Source organism: Ureibacillus chungkukjangi (genome assembly GCF_044795995.1).
Classification (GTDB): domain Bacteria; phylum Bacillota; class Bacilli; order Bacillales_A; family Planococcaceae; genus Ureibacillus; species Ureibacillus chungkukjangi.
Genome location: NZ_CP085009.1, coordinates 2,209,697 through 2,236,171, shown reverse-complemented (window position 1 = coordinate 2,236,171; position 26,475 = coordinate 2,209,697). Strand labels below are relative to the sequence as shown.

Here is a 26,475-nt window from a genome sequence, read left to right as displayed (position 1 = left end):
TATGAAAAGTAAATACAATCAGTTTGGAAATAGGATTTTTCTTAAGGAGTAGGTAACGCGTTATGCCTAAAAGAACAATTCTCCTAGTGGATATGAACTCCTTTTTTGCTAGTGTTCATCAAGCAGAAGATCCCTCATTATTAAATAAGCCAATTATTGTTGGAGGAACTCCAAATAATAAGTATAAGGGTAAGGTAATTGCTGCTAGTTATGAGGCTAAAGATAAGGGTGTATATACTACGATGAGTATGTATGAAGCACTTAAAAAATGTCCGAATGCAATTATTGTAGAACGTGACCATACCCTTTATAGTAGATATTCGAAAATAATTATGGATTTTTTACGTGTAATAGGGCCCATTGAAATAGCTAGTATTGATGAGGCGTATGTAGATATAACAGAAAGAGTTGCAAATGGAACAGCGCCTATCAAAATAGCTAAGTATATACAAGAAATATTGTGGGCTAAGTTAACTCTGGGATGTAGTATTGGTTGTAGTAGTACTAAAACATCAGCTAAAATGGCAGCGGATATAAAAAAGCCCTTTGGGTATGTTCATCTAGAACAATTACAGTTTTGTTCATTCTTTCACCCACAAAAGTTAAGTAAATTACACGGATGCGGTAAAAAAACAGAGGAGAAATTAAATAAACATAATATATACACAATTGGAGATTTAGCTAAAGCCGATCCACTTCACTTAAAATTAATACTTGGTGTTCGAGGAGAGTGGCTTCAGAAAGTAGCTCTAGGTAAAGGTTCTGATAACCTAAATACCATAAGAGAAAAAGGAGATAAGACAATAGGAAAAGAAAAAACCTTCTCCCAGCCAACTTCTGATTCAGAAGAAATTCTGGATTTAGCAAAAAAAATGATTGAATTATTGTGTAGTAGATTAACTAATAAAAATTTAAGAGCTGGAACAATTGCAATTGTCTATAAAAAACACTGGGAAGAAGGTAGACATTCTAAAAGTATTACCTTAAAACATGGTACTTCAAATCCTGAGGATTTATATAGCATGGTAGAAAAGCTTTACGAGGAAAATTTGAGCGAAATACCTATTGTGTTATTTGGTATACGTTTGAGTAATTTTAGGGAAAATAGCTTTATCCAGTTAACTTTATTTTGAATTTACTAAAGGTAGTCGGGAAATATTAAATTTTATAATATTCCTCGACTTTTATTATGAAAACAAATGAAATTTTAATTAATTTTGTAAAATGGCGCTAAAGAGCAAAATTTGATTATAAGATTGAGAACAAACTACACTAAGTATGCATATAATGTATCAATTCAACTTTACATACCACACCGGGGTATGGTATTATCTTTTCGAGATAGGAGGTTTTATAATGGACGAATTAGTAAATGATGTAAATTGCGATACATGGAATGATTCGTCTTGTCGAAAGAGTCATCATCCAGAACGTGTTAAAAAGGACTTAACAACTCGCTTAAATCGTATAGAGGGGCAAATCAGAGGGATTAAAGGAATGATTGAAAAGGATGTATACTGTGATGACATAATTACACAACTATCTGCAACTCAATCAGCATTAAATAGTGTAGCGAAAATCCTTTTAGAAGGTCATATAAAAGGTTGTGTAGTAGATCGCCTGTCAGCAGGGGAAGAGGAAGTTTTAGATGAATTAGTATTAACAATTCAAAAACTCATGAAAAAATAATTTTTTCAGCTCTATATACCCCTATAGTGTATAATTGAAATTTTATTCTAAAAAAGGAGAGAAAAATATGAAAAATGTAACTATAAATGTTCAAGGAATGTCTTGTGGTCATTGTGTTAAAGCTGTTGAAGGAAGTGTTGGAAAATTAGAGGGTGTTAACAAAGTAATTGTAAATTTAAATGAAGCTAAAGTAGATATTCAGTATAATGAATCACAAGTTTCTTTAGATAAAATCAAGGAGACGATTGAAGATCAAGGATATGAGGTAGAATAAGAGTGCTTTTAAGCACTCTCTAATTTTCAAAAATATATACCCCTATGAGGTATCGAATGGGTGTGAATAACATGACTAATAATTTTAAAGAAGCAAGTATACAAATTGAAGGAATGACTTGTGCTGCATGTGCAAATCGTATTGAAAAAGGGATCAACAAAATGGATGGAGTAGAAAAAGCAACGGTCAATTTAGCTCTTGAAAAATCATCTATTAAATATGATCCTTCAAAACTTTCTGAAGAAGATTTCGAAAAGAAAATTAAGTCTCTTGGATATAGTGTTGTAAAACAAAAAGTAGAATTTGATATAACTGGTATGACATGTGCTGCTTGTGCAACTCGAATCGAAAAAGGTTTGAACAAAATCACAGGTGTGTCAACGGCAAATGTCAATTTAGCACTTGAAAAAGCAACACTTGAATTTAATCCAATAGAAGTAACAATTTCTGACATTATTGCAAAGGTAGAGAACTTAGGGTATGGTGCACACCAAAAGAAAGATGACAAACAAGATGTGGACTATCGAGAAAAACACATTAAAGATCAACAGCGTAAATTTATTATTTCAGCTATTTTATCTTTACCGTTATTGTGGACTATGGTAGGACACTTTTCATTTACATCATTTTTATATGTTCCAGAATTATTAATGAATCCATGGGTACAATTGATTTTAGCAACACCAGTTCAATTTATCATCGGAAAACAGTTTTATGTGGGTTCTTATAAAGCTCTTCGAAATGGTAGTGCAAATATGGATGTACTTGTTGCTATGGGTACTTCAGCTGCTTATTTCTATAGTTTATACCAAACTATCGTAAGAAGTGATACACATCATGGTCCCCAACTATATTTTGAAACAAGTGCTGTATTAATTACGCTTATCTTATTAGGTAAATTATTTGAAGCAAAAGCAAAAGGACGTTCATCTGAGGCAATAAAAAAATTAATGGGACTTCAAGCTAAAAATGCAATTGTACTTCGTGATGGTATTGAAAAGGAGATACCGTTAGAAGAAGTAGTCACTGGTGACATCATCTTAGTAAAACCGGGTGAAAAAATTCCTGTGGATGGTGAAGTATTAGAAGGAACTTCAGCAGTTGATGAATCGATGTTAACTGGTGAGAGTCTACCCGTTGATAAAAATACTGGCGATATTTTATACGGTTCGACTATAAATAAAAATGGATTTATTAAAATGACTGCGACTAAAGTTGGCCGAGATACTGCTTTAGCACAAATTATTAAAGTAGTAGAAGATGCGCAAGGTTCTAAGGCGCCAATTCAACGTTTAGCAGATAAAATATCAGGGATTTTTGTTCCTATTGTAATAGCTATTGCTATTCTTACTTTCTTAGTATGGATCATCTTGATAAATCCAGGTAATTTTACGCAAGCACTAGAAGTATTAATTGCGATTCTAGTAATTGCTTGTCCATGTGCACTTGGTTTAGCAACGCCTACTTCAATTATGGCTGGATCAGGACGTGCAGCTGAATTAGGAATTCTTTTTAAAGGTGGAGAGCATCTAGAACAAACACAAGGTATTGATACAGTGGTAGTTGATAAAACAGGTACAGTAACTCATGGTAAACCTGTATTAACAGATATTCTTTTAAATACCAATCTCGATGAAAATAAATTTTTATCGTTAGTTGGTGCTGCAGAAAAACAATCTGAGCATCCATTGGCTCAAGCAATTGTTCAAGGTATACAAGATAAAGGAATCGAACTAGGTCATGTCCAATACTTTGAGGCAATCCCTGGTTATGGTATACAGGCAACAGTTTCAGGTCAAGGTGTTGTAATTGGTACACGCAAATTGATGCAACAATACGGTATTGATATCCAAAAAGTTCAACCAACTATGGCGGAGCTAGAGAGTAACGGAAAAACAGCTATGTTAGTTGCGATAAATGGACAGTATGCTGGTTTAGTAGCCGTTGCAGATACTATTAAAGAAACATCTAAAGATGCTATATCTCGCCTACAAAACATGGGTATTAAAGTCATAATGATGACTGGAGATAATCAACGTACTGCTCATGCTATTGGAAAAGAGGTTGGCGTTGACTCGGTTATTGCAGAAGTACTTCCTGAAGGTAAAGCAGAAGAAATTAATAAGTTGCAGCATCAAGGTAAAAGGGTAGCAATGGTAGGTGATGGTATTAACGATGCGCCGGCACTCGCAACAGCGGACATTGGCATGGCAATTGGTACAGGTACTGACGTTGCAATGGAGGCTGCGGATATTACATTAATTCGTGGCGATTTAAATAGTATTGCAGATGCAATTTTAATGAGCCGTAAAACAATGAGAAATATCAAGCAAAACTTATTTTGGGCATTTGCCTATAATACAATTGGGATTCCAATTGCAGCAATAGGTTTACTAGCTCCCTGGGTAGCTGGAGCTGCAATGGCATTTAGTTCAGTATCAGTTGTACTCAATGCTTTACGTTTGCAAAGAGTAAAATTGGGAAATACGCTACAAAAATAACTTCTGTACTATACTTTGATTACCGTGTACTAAAAAAAGTGGGTTAATTTCCATTTATGAAATTAAAGATTACACATAGATACCATTAACTTTTAAAAAAAGACTAAGAAAGAATGCCCTTTTATAAGGGCATTCTTTCAGACTGTAGACAAACTCGAAATTTCGAGTTTGCCTACAGTCTTTTTTATTTTAAAATATAATTATTAATTACAGTGAAATTTACTAGAGGTGATAGATATGATGACGAAAAACAATAATCATGAACGTGATCAAATTGAAATGATAACTATTGATCAACTTGTGCCACAGAATCATCTTGTTAGAAAGCTTGAAGCGGCGATTGATTTTTCTTTCATCTATCCACTAGTAGAACCATTATATTCTACTTTAGGTCGACCAAGTGTCGACCCAGTTGTATTAATCAAAATGACTTTTGTTCAATATGTATTTGGCATTCGTTCAATGCGACAAACAATAAAAGAAATCGAGACAAATATGGCTTATCGATGGTTTTTAGGTTTCGGTTTTCATTCGGAAGTACCTCACTTTTCTACCTTCGGTAAAAATTATGAACGTCGTTTCCAAGATACCGACATCTTTGAACAGATTTTCTATAGAATTCTTAAAGAAATCGCAGATAAAGGATTACTTAGTGCCGATCATATTTTTATAGATTCAACTCATGTTAAAGCCAGTGCGAATAAACGCAAATTTGAAAAGAAGATGGTACGAAAAGAAACTCGTGCATATGAAGCAAAACTTCAAGAAGAGTTAAACCAAGATCGAGTTGATCATGGGAAGAAACCATTTCCTCCAGACAAATTTGATAAGGAGGAAATGAAGGAAATTAAAGAGAGTACGACAGACCCTGAAAGTGGCTACTATGTAAAAGATGAACGGACGAAGCAGTTTGCCTATTCATTCCATGCGGCAGCTGATCGCTATGGATTTATACTTGGATCTATTGTCACACCTGGGAATATTCATGATAGTCATATGCTTCAACCCCTTGTTGAAAAGGTAATGGAAAAAGTGAAAAAGCCACTTGCGGTTGCTGCCGATGCTGCTTATAAAACACCTGCGATTACGAAATTCCTATTTGACCAAGATATTCAACCGGCACTACCTTATACACGTCCAAAAACGAAGGATGGATTTTTGCGCAAACACGATTATGTATATGATGAGTACTATGATTGCTACCTTTGTCCGGAAGGGCAAGTCCTTAAATACTCGACTACCACTAAGGAAGGTAAACGCCAATATAAATCGAACCCAACTCAATGTGCAACCTGTCCTTTACTTGCTCAATGTACAAATAGTAAGGATCATCGAAAAATTATTGAACGTCATATTTGGGCAGAGTATGTTGAAGAAGCGGACCACCTTCGTCATCAAAGTGATATCAAACAAATATATGCGAGACGTAAAGAAACAATTGAACGTGTCTTTGCAGATGCGAAAGAAAAGCATGGTATGCGATGGACAACCCTACGTGGGATTAAAAAATTGTCCATGCAAGCGATGCTTACTTTTGCTGCCATGAATTTAAAGAAGCTTGCTAATTGGACATGGCAAGCTCCAGAAATGATCTAAATTAGAATACTCGAAGAGTACTTTTACTTAGAATAAGTCTGTAAAATACCCAAAAAACTTTCAAAAATACAAAAGGCCTTCAGAATGTGACCATTCTGAAGGCCTTTTGTCGACAATCTGGAATGCCCTTTTATAAGGGCATTCTTTTTTTTGAACAAAAACTCTTTAAAAAGTAGTTACGAATATTTAACTCGTATTTTGAATCCATAGCTGCTCCGTCTCATTTTCCCCCTAAAACCTGCGTTATATTTCGTGTACTTGCTCCGAATCTACACAATTTAACATATCTGATTCAAAATGGTTATTAAAAAAATTATCAAATATATCAAATTTAATTCAATACTAATGACCCCTAATAAAAAATTGGAATTGTCCTTTTGATTTAAACAGGGATGTTAATTGGATAAAATTTAAGATTTACTCACTTATTACAATTATATATCTAAATTTAAAGTAATGTTACAGCTTTAAAACTGCACATTTTCTCCATATTTTTATTTTAAAATTAACGAATCGCTAAATAAAAGATAAATAGTTATGGAGATTTGGTATATATGAGAAAAACAATCCTTTTAATTATTGTGTTAATTGCATTTTATTCATTAAATGCAACGTATGTCTTTGGTGCTACCACTTCAGGAACTCCAAATATTGTGAGTGAATCTGCAATAGTAATGGAAGCAAATACAGGAAAAATACTATTTGAAAAAAATGCTAATAAGCAAATGTATCCTGCAAGTTTAACCAAAATTGCTACAGCCATATATGCGATAGAAAATGGTCACTTAGACGATGAAGTTATTGTAAGTAGTAGTGTTAGAAGTGTAGAAGGAACAAGAGTGTATTTAGAAGTAGGAGAGAAAGTGACATTAAAAAAGTTGATTCAAGGGTTATTGATAAATTCCGGAAATGATGCTGGGGTTGCAATAGCAGAGCATTTAGACGGTAATGTTGAACAATTTTCTAACAATTTAAGTACATATCTGAAAGATGTAATTGGAGTCCAAAATACTAATTTTGAAAATCCACACGGATTATATAATAAGGACCATTTTACAACTGCTAAAGATCTTGCGAAAATAACCAAATATGCTTTGCAAAATGACACTTTTAAAGAAATATTCAGTACAAAACAACTGGATTGGATAGGTGATTCATGGGATACGACTCTTATTACTCATCATAAAATTCTTAAAGGCGAAATTCCTTATGAAGAAGTTACTGGTGGAAAGACAGGGTATATTAATCAGTCAGGTTTTACATTAGCAACAACAGCCGAAAATGAAAATCTAAGTTTAATTGTTATTACTTTAAATAATCCTACTGAGGAAACATCTTACCATGACACAATAGAACTCTTAAATTATGGATTCGAAAATTATATAACTGAAAGTATCGAAAAAGGTATTATTTTTACAGTTGGGGATAAAAAATTTAAATCAGCTAAAAATCTTTATTATACTTCTTTACTAAATGAACAAATTAGTAAAAAAGCAACTAAAGATGGGACTTTAAATTTTACAACAAAAGAAGGAAATTTAGTTGATACTTTTCAATTAGAAAGTGTAAAGACCACAATTCAGAAAGAACAAAATAAAAAAATTGATGAGGTAAAATCTTTCTCAAAAAATAGTATGGAAATTTTACTTTATCTAGGTATTCTTTTCTCAATTATAGTATTTTACTTTTGGTTTAAAGCTTCAATCATAATTAATAGGAGTAAACATCAATGAGATTAAAACAATTAATTAAAACTCTTGATATAAAATCTGTACTAGAACCAAAAGTAGAAAACCTCTCAATATTAGGAATAGCTGATAATTCTGTAGATGTTTTTAAAGGATATCTATTTGTTGCTATTGAAGGCTTCACTGCAGATGGTCATAATTATATTCCACAAGCAATTGAAAATGGGGCATGCGCAATAATTGGTGAAAAAAGTATGGATTCTTTACCAATACCATATATCCAAGTTTCTAACAGCAGAAAAGCGTTGGGTATAATTGCAAATAGTTTCTATAAAAATCCTTCTAGTAAAAAAGTAATGGTAGGAATTACAGGTACTAATGGTAAAACAACAACAAGTCAAATGCTAAAACATATTATGGAAAGTAACGGTCATTCTTGTTCTTTAATTGGAACAATCCATAATGAAATTAATGGACAAGTCCTTAAAAGTAATAATACAACTCCAGGTACTTTAGCTTTACATAAACTACTATCTGAAAGCAAAGATGAGGTAGTCATTATGGAAGTATCATCACATGGTTTATCTCAGTATAGAGTTGAGGGGATAAAGTTTGATTTCTGTTTATTTACAAATCTTGAGCATGAACATTTAGATTATCATAAGACAATGGAGGACTATTTTCAGGCAAAGTTATTATTGTTTGATTATTTAAAGGATAGTGGTCAGGCTATTGTGAATAGAGATAATGAATGGGGCGAGAAATTAATAGGTATTTTGAACGAAAGAGGAAAAAACGTCTATTCCATAGGCTATTCAGATAAAAATACTTTACAAATAATAGATCTTATTATTGAAAAATCAATAATTAAATTCACTGAAAAAAAGAACACTAATTGTCTTTCATCTCCGATAATGGGTGTTCATAATATGTATAATACTGTTATGTCATACAGTGTAGCTAAATTATTAGGAATTGAATATAAGAATATAATTAATTCGTTAAGAGGTTTTCAAGGAGTCAAGGGTAGGTTTCAAATCATCAAATTACGGAATGGTGTAAATGTGGTAGTGGACTATGCACATACAGCAGAAGCAATTTCTAATTGTATAACAACAGCCAAAAAATATGGAGCTAATAAAGTTACTCAAATTTTTGGTTTCAGAGGAAATAGAGATAAAAGTAAACGAGAAGGAATGATTTTTGTAGCTAAGGAGTTAAGTGATCAATTTGTACTAACTTTGGATGATTTAAATTCAGTTCCAGAAGATGAAATGATTGAGTCATTAAATATTATAAATTCCCACTGTGGTAACGATCAAGGAATCGTAATACCTGATAGAACTAGTGCAATAAAATGGGCGATTGAAAATAGTGCTCATAATGATTGGATAATAATCACGGGAAAGGGACATGAAAATTATAACCAAAAATTTCATTTACCTACAAAATCTGACGAAGAAACTGTTTTATATATTGAAGATAATCTCTATCAGTAATTTTTCAACTGTACATGAGCAATAAAAATGAAATAAAAAACCTCGTTTGTTGAAGTGACCCCTAAAAGTTAGACACGGTTATTTCATTAGGCAGCTTGGGTAAAATGAGTTCGGTATTGTACCGGACTCATTTTTAATTTTGCCTTTATCCGTTTCATGTTGTAGTATTCGATATATTTTTCTAATTCTTTTTTAAAATGCTCTACACTCTCAAACTCCTTTAGATAAAGGAGTTCTGATTTCATAATTCCAAAGAAATTCTCCATCACCGAGTTATCGTAACAGTTCCCTTTACGTGACATGCTTTGTACAATTCCTCTTGTCTCAAGAGCGTGTCGATATTGTTTCATTTGATAGTGCCAGCCTTGATCGGAATGTAATAGTAGCTGGTGGTCTTCTGGTAAGCGCTCGAAAGCTTGGTCTAACATTTCTGAAACAAGAGAATAAGTTGGCCTAGAGCTAATTTTATACGTAATAATTTCTCCGTTAAACAAGTCTAATACAGGTGATAAAGCTTCTCGCCGTATAACTTAAATTCAGTAATATCCGTGACCCATTTTTCATTTGGGGCATCTTCAGTGAATTTACGATCCAAAATATTTGGCGCAATTTTACCAACTGTCCCTTTATAAGATTTATATTTCTTCATGCGAACAACACACTTTAAACCAAGTTCTTTCATGATGCGTTGAACTTTTTTATGATTCACTTTTTGACCACGGTCCGCCAATTCATCCCGGATGCGACGGTAACCGTAACGGCCTTCATGTTCGTCGTAAATTGCCTGGATTTCAGCTTTTAAATCGGCATCTGGATCAGGACGATTCATCTTCTTTACTAAATCGTAGTACGTGCTACGTGTAATTTGTGCGAATGCCACAAGCGCCTTCACCGAGTATTTATGCCTTAATTCATAGATGACCTTTACTTTGTCTTCTTTGGTGATTTTTCCTTGTTTTGAACTAAGGCGTTCAACTTTTTTAAATACTCATTTTCCATACGTAAACGTTCGATTTCTGCTCGAAGTGCTTCTGTAGAGCCTTCAACTGGTGTTCGTTTATGTTGTTTATTGGATTCTTTTTTCATGGATGGACGCCCCTTTTTCTTTGATTGAAGGGCATCAAATCCTTGTTTTTCAAATTGTTTTCTCCAAACACTAATCGTTGAAGGAGCAGCTATGTTAAAGACCGCAGCTGTTTCGTTTAAGGACATACCGTTTTCAATCATATAAGTTAGTACGTCTAGTTTAAACTGTTGTGTGTAGTTTGTATATTGTTTGACGAAGGCTTTTTCACCATTGTGTTCAAATTGTGTAACCCATTTTAGAATCGCTTTATTATCAGTTCCTAAGGATTTAGCTATTTCATGAGAACTTTCGTTTCCATTTAAATAACGCTCAACTGCTTGTAATTTCTCTTCTGCCTTAAATTTAGCCATAAAAAACTGCACCTCCAATTGTTAGATGTGTCTAACAATTGGGGTGCAGTTCATTGTAAACGAGGTTTTTTCTATTTATAATCATAAAGTAACTTCTATGCTACCAATCATACCGGATTCTGCATGTCCAGGGATAGTGCAAACATATTTATATTCTCCTGGAGTAACAGGAATAAATGAGATAGCTTGTTTCTCACCAGGAAGGCTATGAATATGAATCTGATTATTTCCTTTATTATGATGATGCTGGGAAGATTGTGTTTCGATACTCGTAGCTTCAATATTAACAATCTCAAAATCATGCTCACTCTTCCCAATGTTGTCTAATGTAATTTTCAATTTCTCTCCAGCTTTTACTTTTATTTTATCTGGTAAGAAAATATTATCATTTGCAGTTACAACTAGGTTTCGAATTGAACCATCTACTTGATTGGATTTTGAGGTTGGAACAAAGGATCCAGATTGATTATATGTAACTATTGTTATCAAAAATAGAAAAGTCAAAACAATAGGATTGCTTAATAAAGATTGTTTTTTGATAATTTGCTTTTGCATGATTCTGTACAATAGCAACATGATTGCTACGTAGAGTATAAGCGTCAATTTTATTAATTGGTCGTGATATTCGGAATCCATCATCGCCCCTATCATTGCACCCATTGTTCCACCCATTAAACCTGCTAAGATACCGTCGAAAATCGCCAACCAACCAATTGGGACCCCTACTATAAAACCAGTAGCTATACCGACAAAAGCTGAAATAATCGTAGAATAAAAGAAGGCATCAGTTAGTAATATTCCAGTGATTATGCCTGTAGTGAACCCAACCATCATACCCAACACCATAGAAATCATCATTCCAGCCATAATTGTTATTTTTTTTCTGTAGAGTACTGTATCGATTATCAATTTTGATGTGAAAATAAGAATAAGTAAAAAGGTCAAAAGTACAGTAAATGTCAACTGGTTCTCTCCTTTAAAATAAATCTATTTTCAATATATGTTTCAATTTTTTTAGTATTCTTTTTTGATTATCATTAAAGATTTTATTGGTTTAGAAATCTGCATAATTTTTTCATATTTTTAACTTATAATTAAGCTTTCTGAGAGGGTGGTGTCTATTTTGAATAAAATTTCAACAAAGTTGGCGTTATACTTTTTTGCTGCTGTACTTATATTGGAGTTATTTCTGATGTTTTATCTTCACCGAAACATTATACACAGTAGAGTGGATGAAGAATTTTCTAGATTGTTAGCTAATGGGGAAAATCATAGAGATGTATTAATTGAAAATTATTCTGAATCTACAATAAAACATATCGTATTGATGGAAAATAATAATGATAGAGAAGTAATGATCATTAATAATGAAGGTGTGGTAATTAGCAGTTCTGATGAGAATAATCCAACCTTAGAGAAATATGTCCCGTTAGTTATGAAAAGTAAGTCTAAAACAGATAGAATTTTAGTTTCAGACTATAAGGATTCACCCTATATCGTAAGTTTACATCCTTATCAAAATGGTGAGCATTCCGGTTATGTACTAATGTATCAAAGTACAAATTCAATTAATCGAATGGTGAATGAGTTAACTATGCACTTTGGACTAGCAGGTGCAACGAGTGTAGTAATTATTCTCATTATTTACGGATTACTATCAAAAGTCCTTACACGACCTTTAATCATTATGAAAGAGGCTACTGAGAAATTAAGTAAGGGAGATTTTAAAGTTACACTTCCATATGCAAGTAAGGATGAACTTGGAGAATTGGCAGTTGCGATTCAAAAGCTTGCAAAGGATTTAGAACGCTTAAAGAAAGAAAGAAATGAATTCTTAGCCTCAATTTCACATGAGTTAAGTACGCCTCTAACTTATTTAATTGGTTATGCAAAAGTGGCGATGAGAAAAGATCTAAATGAAAAAGAGCGAGATCGTTACCTTTCTATTATTGCTGAAGAAGCTGACGGTATGAAGGATTTAGTAAAAGATTTACTTGATTTAGCAAGGATTGATGAAAATTCATTTACAGTAAATAAAGAATATTTTTGGTCTCAGCCTTTCCTAGATAATATATATAAACTCGTAGAGCCGTCATTTTTGAATAAAGAACTAAAATTAAAAACCGAAAGCAAAAAGAACTTTCAAATTTACGCTGATCCATTACGTTTACAACAAATTGTTATTAATCTTTTGGATAATGCAATGAAATATTCCGACTATGGTAAAGAAGTACGATTAGAGGCCTATAGTTTGAATGGTAGAGCAGTTATTTCAGTAAGTGATGAAGGTATCGGTATCCCTTCAGATGAAATTGAGTTTATTTTCGATAGATTGTATCGGGTTGAAAAGTCACGTTCTCGTACATATGGTGGCTCAGGGATTGGACTATCAGTTGTTAAAGAGTTAGTTGAGGCGCATGGAGGTACGATAGAAGTAGAAAGTAAACTGGGGAAAGGAAGCACATTTAAAATAATGATTTAATTAGGAGGCTCAAATAATAATGCAAACAGCTCTTTTAGTAGATGATGAACAAAGAATGTTAGATTTAGTTGAATTATTTCTGAACCCTCAAGGAATCAAGTGTATCAAGGAAACGAATGGGAAAAATGCTATTGAAATACTAAAAAAAGAAAAAATACACTTTGTGTTATTAGATGTAATGATGCCAGGAATGGATGGCTGGGAAGTATGTAATGCAATTCGGGAATTCTCAAATGTGCCAGTTATTATGTTGACAGCGAGAACAGATAAAACAGAATTAGTAAAAGGTTTAAACAGTGGTGCTGATGATTACATTACGAAACCTTTTGATGAAAGAGAATTAGTTGCAAGAGTTAATGCAGTTTTAAGACGATCTCCAGATGAAGAAAGAGAGTCAAATATCCATTACAATGATTTTACGTTAGATATTGAAAGGTATTCTTTACAATACCTTGATTTAAAAGTTCAGCTAACGTTAAAAGAGTTTTTTATTTTAAAGGCGTTATTATCTAGACCCAATAAAACATATACGCGTGAAGAATTGTTGAATTTAGCTTGGGAATACGAAAGTGAAACAGATATCAGAACAGTTGATTCTCATATTCGTAATTTAAGGGACAAACTAAAAAAGGCTGGATTTCCTACTGGTAATTTTCTAAAAACAGCATGGGGTATCGGTTATAAATGGAGTTAAGGAGAAAATGACAATGAAAAAGATAAAAACCTTATTTGGACTACTATTGTTATCTAGTATCTTAGTAGCTTGTAATTCTGAACAAAAATATTCTTTTGATAATGTAAAAAACGAACAAATTGACCATGTTCATGGTTTAGGGTATGCAAATGGAGGAAATGAGTTCTTAGTTGCAACCCATAATGGACTCTATCAATTTGACGAAAAGACATGGAAAGTAGCGAATAGTCAAAAACACGATTATATGGGATTTGCAGCTGTAAGAGACGGCTTCTATTCAAGTGGACATCCAGAGGAAGGTTCAAATCTAAAAAACCCATTAGGTCTTATTAAAAGTACAGATAAAGGTGCTAATATGGAACAATTAGCCTTTTATGGGGAACTAGATTTCCACTATCTTGCAGTGGGTTATGATAGTAATATAATTTATGTCTTTAATGAAACACCTACGGATAATTTAGAGGGCGGTTTACATTATTCAACTGATGAAGGTAAGACATGGACTAAAGTAGCCCTAAATGGATTCAATTCATCTTATATATCTAATTTTTCAGCACATCCATCAAAAGAAGGACTTCTTGTAATCGGTAGTAAAGAAGGAATTTATTTGTCAGAGGACTATGGACAGAATTTTTCTGAATTAATTTCTAATGAAATGGTAACCTATGTAACTTTGAATGAAGAGGGAGGAATTTATTCCAGTATTGATGAGAGTCAACAAGTATATTTAAAATTATTTACATTAGAGAATAAGAAAGTAAAGGATATTAAACTTCCGAAGGAAACAAAGAATGATCCAATCATTTATCTTGCAGTGAATCCAAATGAGCAACAAGAAATAACAATAGTTACAAATAATTTGTCAATTTATCAAACAAATGATCAAGGAAATTCATGGAATAGCCTTGCTAAAAATGGAAACTTAGCTATTGAATAAGGTAGTGAATAATAGAAATGTATAACTTTTTATCACAAATCAGTCAAGTCATCAGTCAGCCTATTTCTGTATATTTAAATTCATATGAACATTCTCCAATTGTTATTGCACTTCTACTTGGATTAATCGGTGCCTTTGCTCCATGCCAACTAACAGGGAATATCAGTGCAATTACTTTGTACGGAAATCGTACAATTCAAGTTGATAAAAACTGGGGAGAGATTCTTACCTTTATAAGTGGAAAAGTTTTAGTTTATTTTTCAATTGGATTATTAGCTTGGATCTTTGGCCAATCCTTGGAGTCTAAAATAACAGAATACTTTCCAATATTTCGAAAAGCGATTGGTCCACTTTTAATCTTAACTGGATTTGTACTTCTTGGAATTATAAGGTTGGGAATTTTGAACAAACTTTCTAATTATGTCCCAGCGAATATTAAGACTGGAAAGTTTGGCTCTTTCTTGTTAGGGGCTAGTTTTGCAATTGCTTTCTGTCCAACGATGTTTGTACTCTTTTTTGTATGGTTAATGCCAACAGTTGTTTCTACATCCTATGGAATTGTACTACCAGTAATATTTGGTATTGCAACATCCATCCCACTAATGATTATATTAGGTTTAGTTTGGTACTTTGATGTGAAAAGTTTAATTATGAAAAAAAGTATGAAACTTGGAAGAATAATTCAAAAATTTGCAGGGGGTGTCCTAGTAATAATTGGTCTCTTTGATTTAATTACTTATTGGGGTCTATAAAATATAAAAGTATTAAATAAAAACTAGGGTAAATACTTAACAGTAATAATTATAGCTATTATTGGAGGTATTTTTAAATGCAAATGAATTTTGAAGAGTGTATTAGAGCATGTATTGAGTGCATGGAGTCTTGTAACAAATGTTTTGACGCATGTCTAAAAGAGGATAACGTAAAAATGCTAGCAGAATGTATTAGAACATTAAGAGAGTGTGCTGACATTTGTGCATTAGCAACAAAATCAATGCAAACAAATAGTCCATTTATTAATCAAATTTGTCAATTGTGTAGTGAGATATGTCAAGCATGTGGTGACACATGTAATAAACATGAACATCATCAACATTGTAAGGAATGTGCAGAAGTATGTTATAGATGTGCTGAATCTTGTAGAAAAATGGCTGTATAGTTGTAGTTTTATAAAAACAATTGATAATTTAGAATAAATTTTGATTAAAAATCCTGTGTTGATATACAGGATTTTTCTTATTCCAGAATCTGGTCAGTTTGTAGAGCAACTCCTTTAATGAAAATTAAATCTAATTGTTAATTTTAAAGGAACTTATGAAATTGTATACTTAACGTTACGGGGCAGTTTAGTAAAATAAGTCCTTATATGGGAGGCTAGTAGTGTGACATATTGTATTGGTTTTAAATCTAAAACTGCAGTATTTTTGATAGCTGATAGTATGACTTCAAGTGGACGAAATCAAGAAATTGATGAAGCATTTGGTGAATATACTACTTTTGGTGAATTTGTTAAGGAAGAAAATAAAACTATGCAAGATAGAAGGTATAAAGTCTTTAAATTGCCTGGTAATGTTTTAGTTACATTTGCAGGTGATGTTGAAGATGCACTCGAGGTACTGGAAATGTATAGAAAAGAACTCGAAAAGGGATTAAAACCAATAACCGCTTTCGAAAAAGTGTTATCAGCCGGTCCATTCTCTCGTGTAGAATTACTTATGGGTTTTATGGAACAAGATATGCCTAAGTTGTATTCATATAATTACATGGGTAACGGTCAGTTCAAAGAAGAACATTCTTCAATACACCTAGGTTCGGGAAGAGAACACCAATATTTAAGTGATAAAAGCTCACAGTTTGTAGATTTCATAACAAATGATAATTTTGGAGATGGAATATGTTTAGTTTATACGCTTGCATTTTTACAAAATTTCGCCATTAAAAATCCTTTAAAGTTGTTTGATGTAGGTGGCTTTTTCTTTGGGGGATATGTACATACAGGAGGAGTACAAAGAATGTGGAATACCACTTATTTAATGTACGCTGTAACTCAAAGTAATGGGGAAAGAAATCTTCATTTAAATTATCAAGTATCATTAACTCGAAAAGAAGATCTATTGTTAGTTTCTTCTAGCTTCTTAGATCATGAAAGGGTTTATTTGCAAGAAATTAATTTGGAAGAAGAACCAAATCTTATCGATTTGGAAAACCGAGTAAATGAATTACGTGATGATTATTGGGAAGGAAAATTTACATTTATAGTTTTATTAAATCAATTAAATTACGGGTTTACTGTATGTTATATGGAAAATCCAAATAAAAAATCTGAAATAAATATTGTAACTGATAAAGCTAAAGGGGAAGTACGCTACATTTTGTCGTCTGATTTAGTAAAATATCTATTATATTCCCCTATTGTAAAAGAAGAGGATATTGATCCAACATGGGATAGGAATAATCCAGCACACCTTGAGATTCCTATGAGATGGTTTCGGTAAAATTTTATCAGGACAGTTGGAGCAACATACGATACAAACATTTAGTTGCCAAATTAGAGTATATTTTTATTTAAAAAGACAGGGCAGTAAGATTGGTTAAACGAAATTAATGAAATCAATTTAAAATCCTCGAAAAGTGTATCTTATTTTTAATATAGGTAGTGAAAGTAAATGTATCTAATTAGAGGTGAATTAAAATGAAAATAAATAATGAGGAATTCATAAATGGGGGGAGACCTTTCACTGATTCAGACGATGTTTTAAGAGGTAAAAGAGGGGTATTTCATAATATAACCAGAATTGGAAGGGTTATTATGGAGAAGAGGCTTATAACAGATTAGTGAAAGAGAAAATTGAAAAACGGTGAAAAGCAGTTATAAAACTCTGTTGCATTTCCTGGTTATCTTAACTCAATGGGGTGAAAAAATGAGAGATGGAAATAAAATCTGCTTTCCTGATAAAAATATTTACATAATGGACAATCATAAGTGGGCTTTCTATATATGGGAACTTGCGAGAGAAAAATCAATTATTAATCCTAATGCTACATTAATCCATGTAGATGCACATCTGGATGACTGTCCATTCGTATTACAAGACAATCCAGAATATTTAGAAATTGAAGAATTGTCCTCTTTAAAAAGATTTACAGAAAACCATATAACCTATGACACATTTATTTGGCCAGCATTCGGTAGAGGTACAATCGATAATATTATTTATGTTTCTGACTTTAGCAGCGAACCGTTTGAGGATTGGGCAACTAATTATGTTAAGGGGAGAACATATACAGGATTAAGAGTACGAACTATGTCTAAATTACAAGAAATTATTGAAAATGGATTAGTAGAATCATTTGTAAATGACAAATCATTAATACTTAACTTAGACTTAGACTTTTTTAATGAAGAGAACTTTCATGGGAGAAACCCTAGATTGAAACCTGATGAAGAAGTATACAATTCCTTAACTTATCTTAAGAATGTTTATAATTGGGATCTGATTACAGTTGCTATTTCTCCTGAATGTTGTGGTGGTGAAGAGCCAGCACAACATCTATTAGATATATTTATCGATGTATTTGAGATTGATATTGCCAAATTAATTTCATGGGACATTGTTTAGTTCAAAAATTTAGGATGATTTTACATCATTTTAAATAAAATCTATTCACCAAATGTAGATTTATAATACAGATTGATAATTCATAAAATCCTGTGTGATATGCAGGATTGTAAGCGTCAAGTAGAATTGGACACATTTTGCTAATTAATTTTGAACAATTTCGTTGATTCTTCTCCCACTCCTTTGTAGAAGTAGGAGAAAGAATTATTAAAATGGCATCTTGCCAAGTTCTAGTTCTAATTCATGCTTTTCATCTTGAAGTTTGGATACTTTCGCCTTTAAAGAGGCAATTTCCTCAAGTAATCTATCGATCTTCGTTTCATTATTGATTCCTCTTTCATATGGTGAACCAATCCACAAAGTGTCGAATATGAAATCTTCGATATCATGCTCAATAATCTTGTAAAGATTGCCATCCTGGATATTTTTTATAGAGCCATCCGATAACCAGCTCTCAACTTTTTGATGGTCACAAGATTAAACCTAATTCTAATATGATTTCTCTTACTTCATTTATATTTAAAATCTTCATTTAAATGAAATCTCCTTATACCCATTTGCTAATGTTAAAACATACCTTGACGATGCTTCATTCGATAGCTATCATCATTCATCTGTACAACTTCTACTCTGTGTAAAATGCGATCTAAAATAGCTGTAGTTATACCTTCATCTCCCAATAATTCGCCCCATTGATCAGGACTCTTGTTAGAAGTCAAAATAATTGAGCTACGCTCATAAAGATGATTTATCAGATGAAAGAATAGATTTGCTTCACGTGAATCCATTGCCATGTACATTAAGTCATCAATAATTACTAAATCAGAAGATTCAATTCGGTTTAATTGCACCTGTGATTTCCGTGTAAATTCTCTGGTTTTTAAAAGATTGATTAATTCACCCATAGTCACAAACATGACGTTAAATCCTTTTTGAATTGCTTCAATTCCTAATCCTATGGCCAAATGGGTTTTACCAACACCAGGCGGTCCTAATAGAATTAAGTTATATTGTTGCTCTAGCCAATTTAGCTCTTTTAGTTGGTTTAATTGCCTTTCGTTTAAAGAGGTTTGATCAGATAAATCAAATAGTTCCAGCGTTTTCATATAAGGAAACTTCGCCCAACGCATTCGTTTTTCAATACTCTTTTCTTCACGTTTAGTTAATTCGAATTCAACGATTTCTTTAATAAATTCCCGATAAGTCCATGTGGACTGTTCCGCTTTTCTTAATATATTAGGCAGCTCAGTGGCTGTTTCTGTTAATCTTAGTTGTTTAAAATAGTTTTGTAGATTTTCTAAGCCATCATTCATGAGATGACACCCCCTAAAATATCTGTGTATGTGCTGATAGAACGTGTTTCTACTTTGATATTCCTTGTTTTTAACCTACTCGATTCGAGAGGTGGAACTGGTAGTTCTTTGCTTTGAATCTTGCTTATATACTTTGCAATATCATGAAAATCATTGGCACTTGTGAAATGCTCGTCAACACATTTTATTAGGGTTTCATCGATATAATCTGGATAATCATTGGTTGTTTTATGGATGATGGCCAGCTGGTCCCTTTTATATCGAGGATACTCAGCTAGGACCTGATTAATATATGTAGTCGCTAGTTCAGTATTATTAAACTGGCGAATCACTGTTTCTTTATAGGCTTGGATACCTTTTGAACGATCACGTTCATGATTTCGATTTTTGACTAATTTTCCTTTGGCTAATTCAAGACGATGCTTCGCTAGAACTTCACCATCAGGACTTCGTTTAATCACCAGTTGCTGCTGATTGCTTTCATCTACAGCCATTTCAATTGAAACAAGGTTTAGACCTCTTGGTCTATATGTTCCCAGTGGGACAGAGTAACGATTAGATTTATAGTGTATGGTGTTGTCCTTATTAACGGTTCTTGTTATACTAATTGTATTGTTACTCTCTATTGAGAGTGGGTTAGAGACTGGCTTTAAGTGTTGCTTTTCGAGGAGAAACACTTCTGTCGGTCTCTTTTTTGTACCGTTATGTACTTTGTAATTACCCGTACGTTTCAGCCACTCTATACATCGTTCATTCCAATTATCTATAGTAGTGAAAATACGGCTATCTGCGAAATTTCCTTTCACATACTTCACTACATTTTCAATTTTACCTTTCGATTCTGGATCTGCTTTACGACATAAATATATTCTGAACTTACGTTGTTGTTTATAGGATTGAAATTCACCTGTTAAAATAATATCCCCGGCATTTTCACTGACTGTTATTAAATGATCTTGGTCGTAGACAATCTCTTCTGGCATCCCTCCAAAATACTGAAAAGCATTTTCGTGGCTTCTTATCGTATCGCGTGTTGTAAATGGTCGATCTTGCCATTCTACATATTTGTACCGAGAGTGCGATAATACAAAACAAATACAGTACAGTTTCACTTCAGTATTTTCTTTCGTTTTTTGACGAGTTTCTCCCCAGTCAACTTGCATTTGTTTTCCCATTGGCTGTTCGATTATGGCCTCATATTGCCTAACTTTTTTGGTTTTCTCAATTTGATATTCTTCTCGTAACTCACTGACATACATGCGCATCGTACTTTCTCCAACAACCAATTTAGGATGACGTTCTAGTAACCAATCATGCAGTTGTGCAGCACTTAAATGAGGATGTTCTTTGAGCCAAGCGACTAACCAATCTTTATAAGGGTCTAATTTTTTCTTTCTGGATTTTAATGTATTCGCCCACTCATAAGCCTGTTCAGGCGACATTTCCAAATAGCTATAAACCGTCGTTCGAGATATTTTAAGCTGTTCTGCAATCTGTGTTACAGTAAATCTTTGTTCTTTCATTTGTTGGATTGCTAAATATAACATCAATTTCTTTTTCACCTTTCATCATGCCCCCGATTACCAATCTACTACCAATTTAGTATAAAGGATAAGGGTTATTTTTGGCGAAAGTGTTCAATCTTATTTAGCGATATCTGTCCATTTTATTTTAGCGTTTACAAGGATTTTATCTTATTCCAAAATCGGACGTAATTCTTGCAAAAGAATTGTGTCTTTTTCTGTTTAAGGGCCATTTAATTGAATAGCTTAGTAGATTCTTACGATATTCTCGTTCTGAATAACTAAAAAACGATAAAAAAGAAACCAAAATTAATAATCTAAATAAGTTTGGCTTCTTTTAAGATGAGCTGATATTTATGTTTTTTTATTAAGAGCATTCTGTTTTTTTCTTTGTTTTCCAAAATAAAATTACAATCAAAAGTATACTAATGATAATTTTCCATTTCGTTTCAAAAAACATCAAACCATATAATGCACTAGCTTCAATTATTAGTGAAGGGATTTTTCCAAGGGTACTTGCAATAGTGAAAGTTCGTAAAGAAACCTTAGACAAAGCACTTCCTAGTGTCACTCCTCCTGAGGGGATAAAAGGTAAAAGTCGAAAACATAAAATTAACCAAAATGCATTCATTCCTTCGGTTTTTTCCAATTGTTTTAATTGAGGATGTTGTAGCCTTTTTTTATTTTTCCATTTATTAAGCCATTTTCTATAAAGGATAAAGCTAATAATTGAACCAAGTGCTTCTCCCAAAATAGAAATAAGTAATCCATTCATATAACCAAAAAATAATACATTTGCAGCTGTAATAAAAACACTTGGTAACAAACCCAAGATACTTATTAGAATATTACTTATTAAACTAAGCCAAATAGCAAAAGGTCCAACTTGTTCAAATAGTTGTATTAATGACTCTTCCATAAAACCTCTCAATCTTTTGAAACTTATTATTCATATTTACTCTATAATACACCACACATATGCGTATAATAAAACCCTTATAAATTCAGAAAGTCACATTTTTTTATAAAATTTAAACATCAACTTACATTTTTTTACATAATACATATTTACTTCAAATTTAATGGATAAATTATAATTAACCCCAAAGTAATTAATCTTAAAACAAAATATTTTTTCATTTATGAGGTATTAATAATATAGATATCAAAAATATTGGTAATAGGTATGAATCAAATTTGAGGGGTTGTTAACATATGAAATCAATTCTAATTGTTGAAGATGAACAATATATGTTGGACTTACTAAATATTCATTTGAGAAATGATTATATTGTTTCAATGGCAAAAGACGGAGCAGAAGCATTACAAGTAATAAGCCAAATTGAATTTGACCTTATCATTTTAGATATTATGCTCCCATACGTAGATGGGTGGACAATTTGTCAAAAAATTAGAGAGAAAAATGATACACCAATTCTAATGTTAACAGCAAGAACGGAGTTAACTGATAAAGTTCGTGGTTTGGAGATTGGTGCAGACGATTACTTAGTAAAACCTTTTGAGTTTGATGAACTAAAGGCACGAATGAAAGCGTTATTACGTAGAACCGACCAAATGAAGAGCAGAGAGGTGTTGAACGAAAATATTCTTTCATTCTCAAACGGTCTTTTCAGAATGGATTTAAATAGTCGTGAGCTTTATATAAATAAGCATTTAATTGAGTTAACCACGAAAGAATTTAATTTACTTTCACTCTTAGCAAATTCGCCAACTCGGATATTTACAAGAGATATTCTATTAAATCAAATCTGGGAAGAGTACGAAGATAGGGACTTAAGAATTGTTGATACTCATATAAAAAATATACGAACAAAGGTAAAAAACATTATGAACGGAGAAAAGTTCATTAAAACAGTTTGGGGTATTGGTTATCAGTTCATTGTACCAGGAGAGCAAAAGTGAAGATAAGAGGTATCGTTGTAAAGTTTGGTCTAATCATTATGCTTCTGTTTTTAAGTATCCTAATCCCCTTTGCAATATTAATTGATCGTATTTTTCTTAATGTTTATTCGCTACATGTTAATGAAAATGTAAATGAATTGGCAGATAAACTCGAAATAGCGGTAAGTCATTCGATGAAAAATGAACCCGAATTTTATGAATATCTAAGTGCAATTACAGATGAGGAGATTGTAGTCTTTAACGAAAAAGGTGTAATCATTTCCAATCATGTTTTTGAATTTCATACGGGTACATCCATTCCGAAAGAATGGCTGAAAACAATGCAAAAAGGTGAAGAATTTGAAAGGGAACGTTTTGATCCAATAACTTTTGAGAAGTATTTTTTTGTTGGACAACCAATTATGGTAAGCGATGAGTTTAAGGGAGGCGTCCTTGTTTTTTCTTCAATTGACGAGATTCATCAAAAAATGCATGCGGTAAGAGATTGGATTATTATTTCAATTTTTGCAGCTATTATTTTGGCTTTAGGTTATGCAATATTTCTTGCCAAAAGACTCTCTAAACCGCTACTAAAGATGGAGACGGCCACTAGAGAAATCGCAAGAGGAAATCTAAGTACAAAAGTACAAATTAATTCAAACGATGAAATTGGTTCTTTAGCTAGTGCCATTAACGATTTAAGTATCGAATTAAATAATTATCGGACGAATAGAAGTGAATTGCTTGCTAACATATCGCACGAATTACGCACTCCTATTTCTTATTTAAAGGGGTATGCACAGGTAATTAAAGATGGTCAGTATAAAGATGAAGAAGAATTAAAGGTATACTCGGGGATTATAGAAAAAGAATCAGAACGACTAGCTAAACTTATTGAAGAATTATTCGAATTGTCAAAAATGGAAGAAGGTATTATCAACTTATATGTTCAATCTATTGAAGTTGAAGAAGTCATCGAATCCGCACTTCAAAAAGTAGAATTAAAAGCAAAGAAAAAAAATATCTCACTACTTTATGAAACAGAGAAAGGAATATCATCCATTCTTACTGACGGACTTAGATTAGAACAAATACTATTAAATCTTTTAGAAAATGCGATTAATTATACAGAAAAAGGAAGTATCTCGGTGGAAACAAAAAAATGTAAATCAGGAATTTGTATCACGGTTGAGGATACTGGCTTGGGCATTCCAGAAGTCGATATTCCTTTTATTTTTGATCGTTTCCATCGTGTTGAGAAATCACGTTCAAGACATATGGGAGGAACTGGTTTAGGTCTAGCAATTGTCTTTGAACTTGTAAAGCAATTAGAAGGAACAATTACTGTTGAAAGCGAGTTAGGTAAAGGTTCTAAATTTCAGTTAACGCTTCCTGATGAACTCCAAAAAAAATCATACAAAAATAAAAATTAATATAAAATTTGCTTTTAGTTATAAGTAAAACATCAATGTAAATATACAAAATAGGAGATAGGTTATGTGCGGATTTACAGGATTTATCGGAGAAGTAAATAATCCGGAAGAAGTATTAGGTGAAATGATGAATCAGATTATCCATCGGGGACCCGATTCAAGAGGGACATTTGTAGAAGGAGTAGCAGCACTTGGTTTTCGTCGATTAAGTATTATTGATTTAGAGCATGGAAACCAACCGCTTTATAATGAGGATAATTCACTTGTACTTATATTTAATGGTGAAATATATAACTTTGAAGAAATACGCGACGATTTAATTGCTAAAGGACACATTTTTACAACGCAAACAGATAGCGAAGTGTTAATTCATGGTTATGAAGAATACGGTGAACAGCTTGTTCAAAAACTTCGTGGAATGTTTGCCTTCGTTATCTGGGACAAAAATAAAAAGAAATTATTTGCAGCTCGAGATCAGTTTGGTATTAAGCCATTTTATTTTGCTTATATGAATCGAACATTGATGTTTGGATCAGAAATTAAAAGCTTTCTACCGCATCCAAATTTCATAAAAAGATTAAATCAACAAGCTTTGAAGCCTTATTTAACTTTTCAGTTTCCTGTTTTAAATGAAACATTCTTCAAAGGAGTATATAAACTGCCGTCAGCGCATTATATGACTTTTGAAAACGGTGAAATTAAAACAACACGTTACTGGGAGCCTACTTTTGAGCCTGTAGAACGTTCTATAGGAGAAATAGTCGAAGAAATCGATGAAGTAGTCTATGAGTCTATAAAATCCCATCAAATTTCAGATGTTAAGGTGGGTTCATTCCTCTCAAGTGGGGTAGATTCCAGTTACGTAGCATCCGTGCTAAGACCAGATAAAACGTTCACAGTAGGTTTTAGTGACCAAAATTTTTCGGAAATTGATAATGCTGTCGATCTTTCAAAAGAATTAGGGATAGAGAATATAAATAAAGTTTTAGATCCTGATTTGTGCTTTGAACAATTAGATGAAATTCAGTATATGATGGATGAACCACATTCCAATCCATCAATAGTACCCCTTTATTTCTTAGCAGAATTAGCCCGTAAACATGTTACTGTTGTACTTTCGGGTGAGGGAGCAGATGAACTCTTTGGGGGATATGCTGAATATGATGAAACCACTAATATGCGAAAATATAAAAAGTTTCCTAGTTTTATCCGTAGACCATTAGGTGAATTAGCTAAACAACTACCCGAAATACGTGGTAAGAATTTTCTTATGAAGGGTGGATTACCGATTGAGGATACATTTATAGGACAAGCAACAATTTTTGAGGAAAAAGAAGCAATTAAAATTTTAAATGAAGAATTCAAAAAAGCCCCATCGGTTAAGTCAATTGTGAAACCAATTTATGATAAAGTGAAGAACCAAGATGATGTTACTAAAAAGCAAATACTAGATTTAAATTTATGGTTAGTCGATGACATCTTATTGAAAGCGGACAAAATGAGTATGGCTCATTCTATTGAACTACGAGTGCCTTTTTTGGATAAAGAAGTAATGAGAGTTGCATCTACAATTCCTACTCGTTATCGTGTTAATGAAAAAAATACTAAATATTCTTTAAGACTTGCGGCTAATAAAACTCTTCCAGAAGCATGGGCAAAGAGAAAGAAATTAGGGTTTCCTGTACCGATTCGACTTTGGCTTCAAGAAGAAAAATATTATAAAGAAATAAAAAAGACATTTGAAAGTAAAACAGCTAGTCATTTCTTTAACCAGTATGAAATTTTAAAATTATTAAACGACCATTATGAAGGTCGTGCAAAAAATCAACGTAAAATTTGGACTATATACATGTTCCTAATATGGTATAGTCGATACTTTGAATAGTA

The 26,475-nt window shown here is 32.6% G+C and carries 23 protein-coding genes and 1 pseudogene; 18 read left to right on the top strand and 6 right to left on the bottom strand.

What is annotated here, in order from left to right; genetic code table 11:
* The first annotated feature begins 62 nt into the window (after nt 1-62).
* From LG296_RS11065 to LG296_RS11035, 7 genes are all read left to right on the top strand, one after another.
* Nucleotides 63-1,133: a DNA polymerase IV gene (locus LG296_RS11065; protein ID WP_107937417.1), complete on the top strand. Its 1,071-nt coding sequence runs from the start codon at nt 63-65 to the stop codon at nt 1,131-1,133.
* Nucleotides 1,134-1,356: 223 nt separating this feature from the next.
* Nucleotides 1,357-1,689 carry a metal-sensitive transcriptional regulator gene (locus tag LG296_RS11060; RefSeq protein WP_107937415.1) on the top strand — a complete coding sequence of 111 codons (333 nt, stop codon included), beginning with the start codon at nt 1,357-1,359 and terminating at the stop codon, nt 1,687-1,689.
* Between the two features lie 67 nt (nt 1,690-1,756).
* Complete coding sequence (copZ, locus tag LG296_RS11055; protein ID WP_107937413.1) at nt 1,757-1,963, top strand: copper chaperone CopZ; 207 nt, start codon at nt 1,757-1,759, stop codon at nt 1,961-1,963.
* 71 nt (nt 1,964-2,034) lie between these two features.
* Nucleotides 2,035-4,464: a heavy metal translocating P-type ATPase gene (locus tag LG296_RS11050; protein ID WP_107937425.1), complete on the top strand. Its 2,430-nt coding sequence runs from the start codon at nt 2,035-2,037 to the stop codon at nt 4,462-4,464.
* Between the two features lie 237 nt (nt 4,465-4,701).
* Nucleotides 4,702-6,060 carry an IS1182 family transposase gene (locus tag LG296_RS11045; protein ID WP_107937411.1) on the top strand — a complete coding sequence of 453 codons (1,359 nt, stop codon included), beginning with the start codon at nt 4,702-4,704 and terminating at the stop codon, nt 6,058-6,060.
* 554 nt (nt 6,061-6,614) lie between these two features.
* Entirely contained in the window at nt 6,615-7,793 is a 1,179-nt protein-coding gene (locus LG296_RS11040) for a D-alanyl-D-alanine carboxypeptidase family protein (protein WP_107937409.1), read from the top strand.
* The gene (locus LG296_RS11035; protein WP_107937407.1) at nt 7,790-9,247 is read left to right on the top strand and encodes a UDP-N-acetylmuramoyl-L-alanyl-D-glutamate--2,6-diaminopimelate ligase; all 1,458 of its coding nucleotides are present in this window, start codon (nt 7,790-7,792) and stop codon (nt 9,245-9,247) included. The genes LG296_RS11040 and LG296_RS11035 overlap by 4 nt, the downstream gene beginning before the upstream one ends.
* An 86-nt stretch (nt 9,248-9,333) precedes the next feature.
* Here LG296_RS11035 and LG296_RS11030 read toward each other — a convergent pair.
* Both LG296_RS11030 and LG296_RS11025 read right to left on the bottom strand, forming a co-directional pair.
* Nucleotides 9,334-10,684: pseudogene (locus tag LG296_RS11030) on the bottom strand (IS3 family transposase).
* A gap of 81 nt (nt 10,685-10,765) precedes the next feature.
* Nucleotides 10,766-11,647 carry a cupredoxin domain-containing protein gene (locus LG296_RS11025; RefSeq protein WP_107937405.1) on the bottom strand — a complete coding sequence of 294 codons (882 nt, stop codon included), beginning with the start codon at nt 11,645-11,647 and terminating at the stop codon, nt 10,766-10,768.
* 160 nt (nt 11,648-11,807) lie between these two features.
* On the opposite strand from LG296_RS11025, the gene LG296_RS11020 reads away from it, so the two are divergent.
* The 8 genes from LG296_RS11020 (at nt 11,808) to LG296_RS10985 (ending at nt 18,417) form a co-directional block, all read left to right on the top strand.
* Nucleotides 11,808-13,166 (top strand): cell wall metabolism sensor histidine kinase WalK, encoded by a 1,359-nt coding sequence (locus LG296_RS11020; RefSeq protein ID WP_107937403.1) that lies wholly within the window; start codon nt 11,808-11,810, stop codon nt 13,164-13,166.
* 19 nt (nt 13,167-13,185) lie between these two features.
* A complete protein-coding gene (locus LG296_RS11015; protein ID WP_107937401.1) occupies nt 13,186-13,860 on the top strand; it encodes a response regulator transcription factor in 675 nt (224 codons plus the stop codon).
* 13 nt (nt 13,861-13,873) lie between these two features.
* On the top strand, nt 13,874-14,797 hold the full coding sequence (locus LG296_RS11010; RefSeq protein ID WP_107937399.1) for a F510_1955 family glycosylhydrolase: 924 nt from the start codon (nt 13,874-13,876) through the stop codon (nt 14,795-14,797).
* A 17-nt stretch (nt 14,798-14,814) separates the two neighbouring features.
* Nucleotides 14,815-15,549 carry a sulfite exporter TauE/SafE family protein gene (locus tag LG296_RS11005; RefSeq protein ID WP_107937397.1) on the top strand — a complete coding sequence of 245 codons (735 nt, stop codon included), beginning with the start codon at nt 14,815-14,817 and terminating at the stop codon, nt 15,547-15,549.
* Between the two features lie 77 nt (nt 15,550-15,626).
* Nucleotides 15,627-15,956 carry a four-helix bundle copper-binding protein gene (locus LG296_RS11000; protein ID WP_107937395.1) on the top strand — a complete coding sequence of 110 codons (330 nt, stop codon included), beginning with the start codon at nt 15,627-15,629 and terminating at the stop codon, nt 15,954-15,956.
* A gap of 223 nt (nt 15,957-16,179) precedes the next feature.
* Nucleotides 16,180-17,292 carry a hypothetical protein gene (locus LG296_RS10995; protein ID WP_107937393.1) on the top strand — a complete coding sequence of 371 codons (1,113 nt, stop codon included), beginning with the start codon at nt 16,180-16,182 and terminating at the stop codon, nt 17,290-17,292.
* 197 nt (nt 17,293-17,489) lie between these two features.
* On the top strand, nt 17,490-17,633 hold the full coding sequence (locus LG296_RS10990) for a hypothetical protein (RefSeq protein ID WP_181418110.1): 144 nt from the start codon (nt 17,490-17,492) through the stop codon (nt 17,631-17,633).
* A gap of 85 nt (nt 17,634-17,718) precedes the next feature.
* Complete coding sequence (locus LG296_RS10985) at nt 17,719-18,417, top strand: UPF0489 family protein (RefSeq protein ID WP_107937391.1); 699 nt, start codon at nt 17,719-17,721, stop codon at nt 18,415-18,417.
* Between the two features lie 207 nt (nt 18,418-18,624).
* Here LG296_RS10985 and LG296_RS10980 read toward each other — a convergent pair whose 3' ends face one another.
* From LG296_RS10980 to LG296_RS10965, 4 genes are all read right to left on the bottom strand, one after another.
* Entirely contained in the window at nt 18,625-18,777 is a 153-nt protein-coding gene (locus LG296_RS10980; protein WP_181418125.1) for a hypothetical protein, read from the bottom strand.
* Nucleotides 18,778-18,983: 206 nt separating this feature from the next.
* Nucleotides 18,984-19,730, bottom strand: coding sequence for an IS21-like element helper ATPase IstB (gene istB, locus LG296_RS10975; protein ID WP_107937907.1), 747 nt, complete (start codon nt 19,728-19,730; stop codon nt 18,984-18,986).
* Nucleotides 19,727-21,277 carry an IS21 family transposase gene (gene istA / locus LG296_RS10970; RefSeq protein ID WP_181418126.1) on the bottom strand — a complete coding sequence of 517 codons (1,551 nt, stop codon included), beginning with the start codon at nt 21,275-21,277 and terminating at the stop codon, nt 19,727-19,729. The genes istB and istA overlap by 4 nt, the downstream gene beginning before the upstream one ends.
* A 343-nt stretch (nt 21,278-21,620) precedes the next feature.
* The gene (locus LG296_RS10965) at nt 21,621-22,172 is read right to left on the bottom strand and encodes a TVP38/TMEM64 family protein (protein ID WP_107937866.1); all 552 of its coding nucleotides are present in this window, start codon (nt 22,170-22,172) and stop codon (nt 21,621-21,623) included.
* Nucleotides 22,173-22,468: 296 nt separating this feature from the next.
* On the opposite strand from LG296_RS10965, the gene LG296_RS10960 reads away from it, so the two are divergent.
* The 3 genes from LG296_RS10960 to asnB all read left to right on the top strand — a co-directional run bounded on the left by LG296_RS10960 (nt 22,469) and on the right by asnB (nt 26,473).
* Nucleotides 22,469-23,176, top strand: a complete 708-nt coding sequence (locus tag LG296_RS10960) for a response regulator transcription factor (protein ID WP_107937865.1) — start codon at nt 22,469-22,471, stop codon at nt 23,174-23,176.
* The gene (locus LG296_RS10955) at nt 23,173-24,588 is read left to right on the top strand and encodes a HAMP domain-containing sensor histidine kinase (RefSeq protein WP_107937864.1); all 1,416 of its coding nucleotides are present in this window, start codon (nt 23,173-23,175) and stop codon (nt 24,586-24,588) included. The genes LG296_RS10960 and LG296_RS10955 overlap by 4 nt, the downstream gene beginning before the upstream one ends.
* Nucleotides 24,589-24,652: 64 nt before the next feature.
* Nucleotides 24,653-26,473, top strand: coding sequence for an asparagine synthase (glutamine-hydrolyzing) (gene asnB, locus LG296_RS10950; protein WP_107937863.1), 1,821 nt, complete (start codon nt 24,653-24,655; stop codon nt 26,471-26,473).
* Nucleotides 26,474-26,475 lie beyond the last annotated feature (2 nt).